At 66.1% G+C, this 11664-nt stretch carries 14 protein-coding genes; 10 read left to right on the top strand and 4 right to left on the bottom strand.

Annotated elements, in window-relative coordinates:
- Position 1 precedes the first annotated feature (1 nt).
- Positions 2-271 carry a hypothetical protein gene (locus ASD37_RS09875; protein ID WP_056550775.1) on the top strand — a complete coding sequence of 90 codons (270 nt, stop codon included), beginning with the start codon at positions 2-4 and terminating at the stop codon, positions 269-271.
- Positions 272-277: 6 nt separating this feature from the next.
- On the opposite strand, the gene ASD37_RS09870 is transcribed toward ASD37_RS09875, so the two are convergent.
- Positions 278-832, bottom strand: a complete 555-nt coding sequence (locus ASD37_RS09870; protein ID WP_056550774.1) for a carboxymuconolactone decarboxylase family protein — start codon at positions 830-832, stop codon at positions 278-280.
- 20 nt (positions 833-852) lie between these two features.
- A complete protein-coding gene (gene ramB / locus ASD37_RS09865; RefSeq protein WP_056550773.1) occupies positions 853-2280 on the bottom strand; it encodes an acetate metabolism transcriptional regulator RamB in 1428 nt (475 codons plus the stop codon).
- Between the two features lie 119 nt (positions 2281-2399).
- Here ramB and ASD37_RS09860 point away from each other — a divergent pair, with 119 nt between their 5' ends.
- From ASD37_RS09860 to ASD37_RS09845, 4 genes are all read left to right on the top strand, one after another.
- Positions 2400-3176 (top strand): acyl-[acyl-carrier-protein] thioesterase, encoded by a 777-nt coding sequence (locus ASD37_RS09860; protein ID WP_156720846.1) that lies wholly within the window; start codon positions 2400-2402, stop codon positions 3174-3176.
- A gap of 258 nt (positions 3177-3434) precedes the next feature.
- Positions 3435-4721 (top strand): isocitrate lyase, encoded by a 1287-nt coding sequence (gene aceA, locus ASD37_RS09855; RefSeq protein WP_056550771.1) that lies wholly within the window; start codon positions 3435-3437, stop codon positions 4719-4721.
- Positions 4722-4845: 124 nt separating this feature from the next.
- Positions 4846-5700, top strand: a complete 855-nt coding sequence (locus ASD37_RS09850) for a 3-hydroxybutyryl-CoA dehydrogenase (protein ID WP_056550770.1) — start codon at positions 4846-4848, stop codon at positions 5698-5700.
- A 112-nt stretch (positions 5701-5812) separates the two neighbouring features.
- Positions 5813-6679 (top strand): endonuclease domain-containing protein, encoded by an 867-nt coding sequence (locus ASD37_RS09845; RefSeq protein ID WP_056550769.1) that lies wholly within the window; start codon positions 5813-5815, stop codon positions 6677-6679.
- Between the two features lie 44 nt (positions 6680-6723).
- Here ASD37_RS09845 and ASD37_RS09840 read toward each other — a convergent pair whose 3' ends face one another.
- Positions 6724-7596: a polyphosphate kinase 2 family protein gene (locus ASD37_RS09840; RefSeq protein WP_056550768.1), complete on the bottom strand. Its 873-nt coding sequence runs from the start codon at positions 7594-7596 to the stop codon at positions 6724-6726.
- A 4-nt stretch (positions 7597-7600) separates the two neighbouring features.
- Complete coding sequence (locus tag ASD37_RS09835) at positions 7601-8317, bottom strand: TetR/AcrR family transcriptional regulator (protein WP_056550767.1); 717 nt, start codon at positions 8315-8317, stop codon at positions 7601-7603.
- Between the two features lie 98 nt (positions 8318-8415).
- Between ASD37_RS09835 and ASD37_RS09830 the strand changes: the two genes are divergently transcribed.
- The 5 genes from ASD37_RS09830 (at position 8416) to ASD37_RS09810 (ending at position 11663) form a co-directional block, all read left to right on the top strand.
- A complete protein-coding gene (locus tag ASD37_RS09830) occupies positions 8416-9717 on the top strand; it encodes a DUF445 domain-containing protein (RefSeq protein WP_235568041.1) in 1302 nt (433 codons plus the stop codon).
- Positions 9718-9815: 98 nt separating this feature from the next.
- Positions 9816-10226, top strand: a complete 411-nt coding sequence (locus ASD37_RS09825) for a helix-turn-helix domain-containing protein (protein ID WP_056550765.1) — start codon at positions 9816-9818, stop codon at positions 10224-10226.
- Positions 10227-10285: 59 nt separating this feature from the next.
- A complete protein-coding gene (locus ASD37_RS09820) occupies positions 10286-10894 on the top strand; it encodes a hypothetical protein (RefSeq protein WP_056551039.1) in 609 nt (202 codons plus the stop codon).
- Between the two features lie 67 nt (positions 10895-10961).
- Positions 10962-11243: a DUF2516 family protein gene (locus tag ASD37_RS09815; RefSeq protein ID WP_198952088.1), complete on the top strand. Its 282-nt coding sequence runs from the start codon at positions 10962-10964 to the stop codon at positions 11241-11243.
- Between the two features lie 3 nt (positions 11244-11246).
- Complete coding sequence (locus ASD37_RS09810; RefSeq protein WP_056550763.1) at positions 11247-11663, top strand: DUF2599 domain-containing protein; 417 nt, start codon at positions 11247-11249, stop codon at positions 11661-11663.
- The last annotated feature ends 1 nt before the right edge of the window (position 11664 follow it).

The raw sequence follows: 11664 nt of genomic DNA, 5'->3' as shown, positions 1-11664 counted from the left end.
CGTGAGAGGGACGGTCGTCGCGGGTGTCGGCGGCTTGATCATCGGTCACATGCTGTGGCTGACCGCGATTTCGTTCGCGACGAAGACGACGACCGTCGACGTGTGGGTACTCGTCATCGCGGCCGCGACGCTGGTTCTCGGCGTCGTCTGCGTGCTCTTGGGCCGGACGTTCCACCGCCGCAAGGCGTTCGCGAAGGCGGCGTTTCTGTGGTGTCTGCCCGTCTCGCCGTTTCTGTTTTCGCTCAGCGTGCTCGCGGTGACCTACCTGTAGCGGCGGTCAGTTCGGGAAGTCCAGCGGAATCTTCAGCGTCGCCATCGTGGCGGCCAACCCGTCGTATTGGCTTGCCAGCATGCAGAATTCGATCAGTTGCTTCTTGGTCAGGTACGTCGAGAGGGCCGTCCAGGTCTCGGCCGACATGGACCGCGTGATGACGAACTCGTCGGTCGCGGTGATCAGCACCCGCTGCCGGTCGGTGAGTCCCTCGGCGTCCGGGCCCTCGAAGATCCGAGCTTGAGTCTCGAGGTCGACGCCACGGCTGCGCGCGAGGCGCCGGTGCTGCTGTAGCTCGTACTCGCAGTCGCGGAGATGTCCGACCCGCAGGATGACCAACTCGGCTTCCTGGCGGGGCAGCTTGCCGAGGCCGAGCAGCATCCCCGAGTAGGGCAGCCAGGCCAGGAACAGCAGCTGGTGCTGCCCGATCACGTTGAACAGCGCGAATCGGGGGGCGCGGATCGCCCGCGCGCCCAGCTTGGCGATGATCCAGTTCAGGGGTCCGAGTTCGCGGAAACCTCCTGGCCGGATACGGGCGGGGACAGTCTCGGAGGCGCTCACCTCTTGGAGTGTAGGTGGGCTCAGGTGCGCCTGACCGGATACGGCGACACCGTGCTGCGGTGCTCGTCGAGATCGAGCGCCCGGCCGAGCGCGGGGAAGGCCCGTTGCGGACAGTTGTCCCGCTCGCACACCCGGCAGCCCGCACCAATCGGCGTCCCCACTTCGCTGGACAGGTCCAGCCCGTCGGAGTACACCAGCCGCTGTGCGTGCCGCAGCTCGCAGCCGAGGCCGATCGCGAAAGTCTTGCCCGGCTGGCCGTACCGCGACGCGCGGCGCTCGACGGTGCGGGCCACCCACATGTAGTGCCGGCCGTCCGGCATCTGGGCGATCTGCACCAGGATCTTGCCGGGGTTGGCGAACGTCTCGTAGACGTTCCACAGCGGGCAGGTGCCGCCGCTGGAGGAGAAGTGAAAACCCGTGGCGGACTGGCGCTTCGACATGTTCCCCGCGCGGTCGACACGGACGAACGACAGCGGAACGCCCCGCATCGACGGCCGCTGCAACGTGGACAGCCGGTGGGAGATGGTCTCGTAGCTGACCGAGTAGAACGCCGAGAGCCGCTCGACGTCGTAGCGGAAGTTCTCGGCCACGTCGTGGAACTGGCGGTACGGCAGGATCGTGGCGGCCGCGAAGTAGTTGGCCAACCCGAGGCGCGCCAGGGTGCGGGACTCGTCGCTGGTGAAGTTGCCCTCGTCGGCAAGGGTGTCGATGAGGTCGCCGAACTCGAGGTAGGCCAATTCGGCGGCGAGCTTGAACACCGTCTGGCCGGACGGCAGATGCCCGCCGATCTCGAGTGTCTTGGTGGCGGGGTCGAAGCGGTGCAGCACGGTGTCGCCGAGATCCATCCGCTTGACGATGTGAACGCCGTGCACCCGGACCAGCCGGTCGGACAGTTCGGCCGCGAGGTCGGCGCGGTTCATCCGCATCCGGACGGTGAGGTCCTCGGCGGCCGTGTCGAGCTCGTGCAGGTAGTTCTGCCGTTGGTAGAAGTAGTCCCGCACCTCCTCGTGCGGCATCGTGATGGATCCCCACCCGGAGCTCGGGCCGCTGCCGTCCGAGAACCGGCCCTCGGTGGCGCCCGCCAGCTGGGTGATCGTCAGCCGGTAGCGCCGGTGCAGGTTGACCATTGCCTGCGCCAGCGCGGGGTGGGCGTTGACGACGTCGGCGACCTCGGACGGGGCGACGTCGATGCCCACGTCGCTGTCCATCGTCACCTCGCGCAGTTCGGCCACCAGACGGGTGTCGTCCTGTGAGGCGAAGAACGTCGCGTCGACGCCGAACACCTCGGTGATGCGCAGCAGAACAGCGACGGTCAGCGGGCGGACGTCGCGCTCGATCTGGTTCAGATAGCTGGGGGAGATGTCGAGCATCTGAGCCAACGCGGCCTGGCTGAATCCGCGCTCACTGCGGAGCTGGCGCACCCGTGATCCGACATAGGTCTTGGCCACGCGACCAGCATAATGAGCCTGCGAAGACGTCCTTCGCAGGATTGGCACGGGCATCGCTCGTGGCATCATTTGGACCCGTGAGTACCACGGTCGGATTGGGCACCGGTCTGTCGAAGTCGATGATGCCGGTCCCCGATCCGCATCCCGACGTCTTCGACGTCGAATGGCCGCTGCGGGTCGCCGACGTCGACCGCACTGGCAGGCTGAAGTTCGACGCCGCGACGCGGCACATCCAGGACGTCGGGTCAGATCAGCTGCGCGAGATGGGCTTCGAGGAGACGCATCCCCTGTGGATCGTCCGTCGCACCATGATCGACATGATCGAGCCGATCGAGTTCAAGGACATGCTCCGGTTGCGCCGGTGGTGTTCGGGCACGTCCAACCGGTGGTGTGACATGAGGGTCCGCATAGAAGGTAGGCGGGCGGGCCTCGTGGAATCCGAGGCGTTCTGGATCAACATCAACCGCGAGACGCAGGGGCCGGCGCGCATCTCGGACGACTTCATCGCAGGGCTGCAGAAGACCACCAGCGTCGACCGGCTGCGCTGGAAGGCCTACCTGAAGGCGGGCGCCAGCGAAGATGCGGTCGCGGTTCGGGCATATCCCGTCCGCGTCAGCGACATCGACATCTTCGACCACATGAACAACTCGGTGTACTGGAGCGTGATCGAGGACTTCCTCCACGACAAGCCGGAACTGGTGGCCAAGCCGCTACGGGTGGCCATCGAGCACGATCTGCCGGTGGCGTTGGGGGACCAGCTCGAGATCATTCAGCACGAGTATCCGGCCGGCTCGACCGACAGGTTCGGCACGGACCTCGTGGATCGCACTGTTACAACGCTCACATATGCCGTCGGCGACGAGGTCAAGGCCGTCGCCAGTCTCTTCTCGCTCTGAATCGATCGGGTTTAACAGTACGAGCGTACTGACCTGCGCCGTTGCGTTACTCCGCGGTAACTTCTGAACCGTTTCAGTCAGCCGAACCTTCGCAATCTTCGCAAGATGCGCGTAATGCTTGGCGAAAATTGGCATGCGAAACGGGTGGACCTGCGACTATGCACTGTGTCATGGTCGTGTCAGCAGAAAAGCTAATGCGCGGTGGCGTTAACAACGAACGAAGGCAACGTCGCCGGCACTCGTAATCGAAGGAGCCCGATGTCCACCGTTGGCACGCCCAAGTCACCCGAACAAATCCAGCACGACTGGAACACGAACCCCCGCTGGAACGGCATCGAGCGCACGTACTCCGCCGAGGACGTCGTCGCTCTGCAGGGTCACGTCGTCGAGGAGAGCACCCTTGCCCGCCGCGGTGCCGAGGTGCTGTGGGAGCAGCTCCACGACATGGACTACGTCAACTCGCTTGGCGCGCTGACCGGCAACCAGGCCGTGCAGCAGGTCCGCGCGGGCCTCAAGGCCATCTACCTCTCGGGGTGGCAGGTCGCCGGCGACGCCAACCTCTCCGGCCACACCTACCCGGACCAGAGCCTCTACCCGGCCAACTCGGTGCCGCAGGTCATCCGCCGGATCAACAACGCGCTGCTGCGCGCCGACCAGATCGCCAAGGTCGAGGGCGACCGCTCGGTCGAGAACTGGCTGGCCCCGATCGTCGCCGACGGTGAAGCCGGCTTCGGTGGCGCGCTGAACGTCTACGAGCTGCAGAAGGCCATGATCGTCGCCGGTGTCGCCGGTTCGCACTGGGAAGACCAGCTGGCCTCGGAGAAGAAGTGCGGCCACCTCGGTGGCAAGGTGCTGATCCCGACCCAGCAGCACATCCGCACGCTGACCTCCGCCCGTCTCGCGTCCGACGTCGCCGACGTGCCGACGGTCGTCATCGCCCGCACCGACGCCGAGGCAGCCACGCTGATCACCTCCGACGTCGACGAGCGCGATCAGCCGTTCATCACCGGTGAGCGCACCAAGGAGGGCTTCTACCACGTCAAGAACGGCCTGGAGCCCTGCATCGCCCGCGCCAAGGCCTACGCGCCGTACTCCGACCTCATCTGGATGGAGACCGGCACCCCGGACCTGGAGCTGGCCAAGAAGTTCGCCGAGGGCGTCAAGAGCGAGTTCCCGGACCAGATGCTGGCCTACAACTGCTCCCCGTCGTTCAACTGGAAGCAGCACCTGGACGACGCGACCATCGCGAAGTTCCAGAACGAGCTGGGCGCGATGGGCTTCAAGTTCCAGTTCATCACCCTCGCCGGCTTCCACGCCCTCAACTACTCGATGTTCGATCTGGCCCACGGCTACGCCCGCAACCAGATGAGCGCCTACGTCGAGCTGCAGGAGCGCGAGTTCGCCGCCGAGGAGCGCGGTTACACCGCGACGAAGCACCAGCGCGAGGTCGGCGCCGGCTACTTCGACCGGATCGCCACCACCGTGGATCCCACCTCGTCGACCACCGCACTCGCGGGCTCGACCGAAGAGGGCCAGTTCCACTGAGCGCAGCGAAGGGAACCATCGGCGTAAGCCACTAATCCACTACCGCCGAGTGCACGGTTGTTGAACGCAAACGTCGAGAAGACGTGTCAACAACCGTGCACTCGGCGTATGTAAGGGTGACGGTATGACTATCGAGCGGGTGGGCGTCGTCGGCGCCGGACAAATGGGCGCGGGCATCGCGGAGGTCTCGCTGCGCGCGGGTGCGGACGTCCGCATCTACGAGCCCACCGAGGAGTTGGCCGCGGCGGGCCGCGACCGCATCACGAAGTCCCTCGAGCGGGGTGTCAGCAGAGGCAAGCTGACCGAAGCCGAACGCGACGAGGCGCTCGCGCGGTTGAGCGTCGCCACCGACATCGGCGATCTGGCCGATCGCGACCTGGTGATCGAGGCCATCGTCGAGGACGCCGCCGTCAAGGCGAAGGTCTTCGCCCAGCTCGACGAGGCGATCACCGATCCCGACGCCGTGCTGGCGTCGAACACGTCGAGCATCCCGATCATGAAAATCGCTGCGGCGACGAAGAATCCGGGCCGCGTGTTGGGGCTGCACTTCTTCAACCCGGTGCCGGTGCTGCCGCTGGTCGAACTCGTCCCGACGTTGGTCACCACCGACGCGGCCTTGGCGCGTGTCGAGCAGTTCGCCGGCGAGCGGCTCGGCAAGAAGGTGGTGCGCTGCACCGACCGTTCGGGCTTCGTCGTCAACGCGCTGCTGGTGCCGTACCTGCTGTCGGCGATCCGGATGGCCGAGGCCGGCGTCGCGACCGTCGAGGACATCGACACCGCCGTCGTCGCCGGGTTGTCGCACCCGATGGGACCGTTGAAGCTGAGTGACCTCGTTGGGCTGGACACGCTGAAGTTGATCGCGGACTCGATGTTCTCCGAGTTCAAGGAGCCGCTGTACGGGCCGCCGCCGCTGCTGCAGCGGATGGTCGAGGCGGGGCAGCTCGGCAAGAAGTCGGGTCGGGGTTTCTACACGTACTGACTCCGACGCCGAGACTGCAGAAGATGACGGGCATCAGCTGATCCACGTCATCAAGTGAAGTCTCGGCGAATCGCAAGGGAACCGATCGGCGGGCTGCTGCGCCTAACGGGGTGTGGAGCAAGTCGTGCTGGCGTCGGAAGCCCTCGCCTCTGGCGCCGTCACTCGACACCAGCTGCGGTCGGAATACGTCAAGCTCCATCGCGACGTGTACGCGCCGCGTGGGCTCGAGCTCACCGCACGCCATCGGGCAATAGCGGGCTGGCTGTGGTCACGCCGGGAAGCGGTCCTGGTCGGCAATTCAGCGGCGGCGCTGCTCGGTACCAAGTGGATATCAGCCGACGAGCCAGCCGAACTCGGGCGGTCACGATTCACCTCGGCGCGCGGCATCGTGGTCCGCAGCGGTGTGATCGCACCCGATGAGCTGTGCACGATTCGAGGCATCCCGTGCACGACGGCGCCGCGAACCGCGTACGACGTCGGCCGAACCATGTTGGCGGACAAGAGCATCGTGCGCATCGATGCGCTGTTGAACGCGACCCGCCATGTCGTCGCCGACGTCGAGACGATCGCCGGACGGTATCCGAAGGCCAGGGGGATCCGCCGCCTGCGGGCCGCACTCGCACTGGCCGACGGCGGCGCGGAGTCCCCGCCGGAGACCCGGTTGCGGTTGCTGCTGGTGCGCTCCGGATTGCCGCGGCCGACCACCCAGATACCGGTCGCCGGCGATCACGGCCGGATCGTGCGGCGGATCGACATGGGATGGCCGGAATGGATGGTGGGCGTCGAGTACGACGGCGCGCAGCACTTCACCGGCGCGGAAGACTATGCCGCCGACATCGAACGGCTGGAGTTCCTCGCCCATCGTGGCTGGCTCATCGTTCGCGTCGGCGGTCGCCACATGCGTGCTCCCGGTGTGGTTGCGGAGCGGGCGCGACGCGCATTGCTGAGCCGCGGTTATCGCCGAGACTGCAGAAGATGACGGAAATCAGCTGATCCACGTCATCAAGTGAAGTCTCGGCGCAACTAGGCGCCCTTCAGCCGCTTCTTCTCCGCCTCGACGTCGAAATCAGCGGTGGGCCAAGACAAGTCGAGCCCTTCGAGCGCCTCGATCAGCAGCTCGGTGACGGCGAGGCGGGCATACCACTTGCGGTCGCATGGGATGACGTGCCACGGCGCGATGTCGGTCGACGTGCGTTCCAGCATCGCCTGATACGCCTCTTGGTACCGGGGCCACAGCAGCCGCTCGTCGACGTCGGCGGGGTTGTACTTCCAGAATTTGTCCGGACGGTCGAGGCGCTCGGTCAGCCGCGCCTTCTGCTCGTCGAGCGACACGAACATCGCCACCTTGACGATCGTGGTGCCGTCGAGGGTGAGCCGCTTCTCGAAGTCGTTGATGGTGTCGTATCGGGTGCTCCACACCTCGGGGGCGACGAGATCGTGCACCCGCACGATCAACACGTCCTCGTAGTGCGAGCGGTCGAACACCCCGACGTGCCCCGGCGTCGGCACCTTGCGCTCGATGCGCCAGAGGAAGTCGTGTGCGAGTTCCTCCTCGGTGGGCTTGCCGAAGTTGGCGTACTGGATTCCTTGCGGATTGCCTGCTCCGACAACGTGTTTGACGATTCCTCCCTTGCCCGCGGTGTCCATGCCCTGAAGCACCAGCAGCACCTTGCGGTTGTCGCCGGAGAGGCTGTTGGCGTACAGCATCTCCTGCAGCTCGGCGAACCGCGCGGAGCGTTCAAGCAGCAGGTCGGGCGCATCGCCCTTGCTGCCCTTGAAGCCGGGCGTGGCATTGGTCTCGATGGCGGCGACGGAGTCACCGGGTTTGAACGCCAGGTGGACGTGGGGTTCGTGGGTCCACAGCTCGGGCAGATCCGGCGATTCGGAGTCGGTCACGACCTCAGTCAAGCAGGCGCGAGGGCAATATCGGGGAGGGATGCGGCGCCGAGTTGAACTTCTCCAGCGATCCGTTGGCTTCGACGATGCCCCGCAGCGCGTTCCACGACAGCATCGTCAGGTAGTCGATCAGCTCGTCGGCCGTCATCCGCGGATGCGACATCCACGAGTGGGTGGCCAACTGCACCCCGCCGACGATCATGAACGCCCACGGCTGCGCGCCACGGGTGTCCATCCCGACCGACGCCATTCGCCTGCGCAGCATCACACCGAGCATGCGCGCGATGATCTGCTCGGACTCCGCGACCGCCTTGCTCTTGCTCGCCGAGCTGTTCGCCATCACGAACGGGTAGATCTCCGGCTCTGCGGCCACGGTGGCGACGTAGACGCGGATGATCTCTCGCGTCAGGTCGTACCCGTCGAGGTTCGACGACAGCGCGGCAGCCATGTTGGGGATCAGGGTGGTCTGCGCGAACCGCATCATGACGGCGGTGGTCAGATCGTTCTTGTCGGCGAAGTAGCGGTACAGCACGGTCTTGGAGACGCCGATCTCGGCGGCGATCTCGTCCATGCTGACGTTGCTGCCGCGGAGCCGGATGGCATCCAGCGTCCCGTCGACCAGTTCGTTGCGCCGGTCGACTTTGTGTTGGTGCCAGCGCCGCTTGCGCCCGTCGGTCTTCACCGGTCCCGCCGGACCGTCCCCTGCCACTTCCGCCGTCATTCCATTCCCTCGTCCGGAGTAGATGATACGGCCGAATTCGGCGGTTGCCTCGACGGGACGGAGCTACCACTGGCGACATGCAGGATGATGGAGGTGTGGTGACCACGTCCGGCCAGCGGCCGAGCTTCGCAGAATCCATCGCAGGCGTCGACTCCGCGGCTGACGCCGAGCGTCGGCGCGGACTGCGCAGGATGAAGGTCGTCGCCGTCGGCTTCCTGGTTGGCGCGACCGTCGTCTTCCTGGTGTCGACGTGGGCGCAGTCCCAGGGTGCCCCGGGGTGGGTCGGTTACGTCCGAGCGGCGGCCGAGGCCGGCATGGTGGGCGCGTTGGCCGACTGGTTCGCCGTGACCGCGCTGTTCAAGCATCCGCTGGGCATTCCGATTCCGCACACGGCGATCATCAAGCGCAAGAAGGATCAGCTCGGCGAGGGCCTCGGCGACTTCGTGCGGGAGAACTTCATGTCGCCCGAGGTGGTCGCCACCAAGCTGAGTGACGCCCAGGTCGCCGAGCGCACCGGCAAGTGGCTGGCCGATCCGAGGAACGCCGAGCGGGTCGCGGCGGAGGCGTCGACCGCATTGCGGGTGCTCGTCGAGATGTTGCGCGACGACGACGTCCAGCAGGTGCTGGACAAGATGATCGTCAAGCGCATCGGGCAACCTCAGTGGGGCCCGCCGGCGGGTCGGGTGCTGTCCAGCCTGTTGGCGGAGCACCGGCAGGAGGCGCTGCTGCAACTGCTCGCCGACCGGGCGTTCGAATGGTCCCTGAACGCCGACGAGATCATCGAGCGCGTCATCGAGCGGGACTCCCCGACGTGGACGCCGCGCTGGGTCGACGGTTTGGTCGGTGATCGGATCCACCGGGAGCTGATGGACTTCACCGACAAGGTGCGCCGCAACCCCGACCACGAGCTGCGCAGGTCGGCGACGAAGTTCCTCTTCGAGTTCGCCGACGACCTGCAGAACGACGAGGCGACGATCGCCCGCGCCGAGAAGGTCAAGGACCAGATCATGGCCCGCGACGAAGTGGCGAAGGCTGCCGAGACGGCGTGGACCACCGCCAAGCGGATCTTCCTCGAATCCGTCGACGACCCGACCTCGACCTTGCGCACCAGGATCGCCGACTCCGTGGTGCACATCGGTGAGGCGTTGCGGGACGACGCGCACCTGCGCGAGAAGGTCGACAACTGGATCGTGCGGGCCGCACAGCACCTCGTCTCGCAGTATGGGACGGAGATCACAGCGATCATCACCGAGACCATCGAACGTTGGGATGCGGACGAGGCCAGTCGCCGAATCGAGTTGCACGTGGGCCGTGACCTGCAGTTCATCCGAATCAACGGCACCGTCGTTGGTTCGCTCGCGGGGTTGGTCATTTACTCGGTGGCGCAGATTCTGTTCTGATCCGCCAGCAGGTGCTAACAAGTGCTTGCAATAGCTAGCACCCCGTCCTACCGTTGTGTTCGAAGCAATTCCTTGGGCCGACGCGAAGGGGGACGGACATGCCGCAGGACGAAAACCTTGCCGCTGTCGTATCCACCGCAGCGCAGGACATCGGAGGCTTCATCCGTAGCCAGCGCGAATTGGCGCAGGTTTCGGTGCGGCAGTTGGCCGAGAAGGCCGGCGTCAGCAATCCCTACCTCAGCCAGATCGAGCGGGGACTGCGGAAGCCATCCGCGGAGGTTCTCAACCAGATCGCCAAGGCGCTCCGGGTCTCCGCGGACGTGCTCTACGTCAGAGCGGGACTTCTCGAACCCAGCGAGCCGAGCGAGGTCCGCGACGCCATCGTCATGGACACCGCGATCACCGAGCGGCAAAAGCAGGTGCTGCTCGACATCTACACCTCGTTCCGAGAGCAGAACGAAGCCCTGGACGAGGCGCGTGACGTGGATGAGGAGCCAGCCGCTGACTGACCTCCGATCAACTGCTGACCAGCCACACCCAACCCAAATTTCGAAGGGAAATGAACACCATGGCCGAGAAGAACCAGCCCACCGTTGAAGACCTGAAGGCCCCGCTGCTCGCCGCCGTCGGCGCCGCGGACCTCGCGCTCGCCACCGTCAACGAGATCGTGGCCAGCCTCCGTGAGCGCGCCGAAGAGGCCCGCACCGACGCGACCGCCCGTGTCGAAGGTCGTCGTGCACAGCTGACCAAGCTGCAGGAAGAGCTCCCGACGCAGGTCGGCGAGCTCCGCGAGAAGCTCAGCTCCGAAGAGCTGCGCAAGGCCGCCGAGGGGTACGCCGAGGCTGCCACCGTGCAGTACAACAAGCTCGTCGAGCGTGGCGAGGAGGCGCTGACCCGCCTGCGCAGCCAGCCCGCCATCGAAGACGCCGCCAACCGCGTCGAGAACGTCACCGATCAGGCCGTCGAACTCACGCAGGACGCGTTGGGCACCGTGGCAACGCAGACCCGCGCCGTCGGTGAGCGTGCCGCCAAGCTGGTTGGCGTCGAACTGCCGAAGCGCACCGAGCAGGCTGCCGCCCCCGTGAAGAAGGCCGCTGCCAAGGCGCCCGTCAAGAAGGCGCCCGCCAAGAAGGCTCCGGCCAAGAAGGCGCCCGCCAAGAAGGTGACCCAGAAGTAACGGTTCGCCACCGCTGCACCAAGGCAAGTCGACTGAGGGGACGTAACCCGCATAGGCTTGAAGCGTGATGCTTCAGGACCTGGCGAGTTACGTCCTCTTTGCCATTCAGGTGGGCGTACTTCTGATGGGGTTGTACGCTTTCGTCCATGCCGCGCTCCAGCGGACCGATGCCTTCCCCGCCGCCGAGAAGCTCAGCAAGCCCATCTGGTTGGCCATCCTCGGTGGCACCGCCCTGGTTGGACTCTTCCTACCGCCTCCGGTCGGTTCGGCGATCGCCGCGTGCGCCGTCGGCGTCTACCTCGTGGACGTGCGACCGAAGGTCCTCGAAGTCCAGGGAAAGTCGCGATAGCGGATGCGCAGACTGCTCGCCGCAACGACGGCTGCCGCGATCGTGGCGTGCACACTGGCGACCGCCGGAACCGCTGCCGCCGATCCCGTCCCAAGCCCGCCCTTCGTCGACCACGCGCAGTGGGCGCACTGGGGTGACCTCTCCAGCCTCCGCGTCTATCCCACCCCGGCGGGACGCCAGGCCTCCGGTCAGCTGAACAACACCGCCCAGGGCGGTGAGGCGTGGGGCGAGGTCCTCGCCCTCGCGCCCGACGCCGACATCCCTGGCATGCGTGACCAGTTCATGTGCCATTGGAGCTTCGCGGAGATCGCGGAGCCCGGTAAGACGAGCTGGAACCTGGAGCCGTGGCGGCCCATCGTCGACGACGCCACCATGGTCGACACCCGTTGCAATCCCGGTGGCACCGAGGAGCCGTTCTGAC

Source organism: Mycobacterium sp. Root135, from assembly GCF_001426545.1.
In the GTDB taxonomy this organism is placed as follows: Bacteria; Actinomycetota; Actinomycetes; order Mycobacteriales; family Mycobacteriaceae; genus Mycobacterium.
This window is presented reverse-complemented; position numbering and strand designations above follow the sequence as displayed.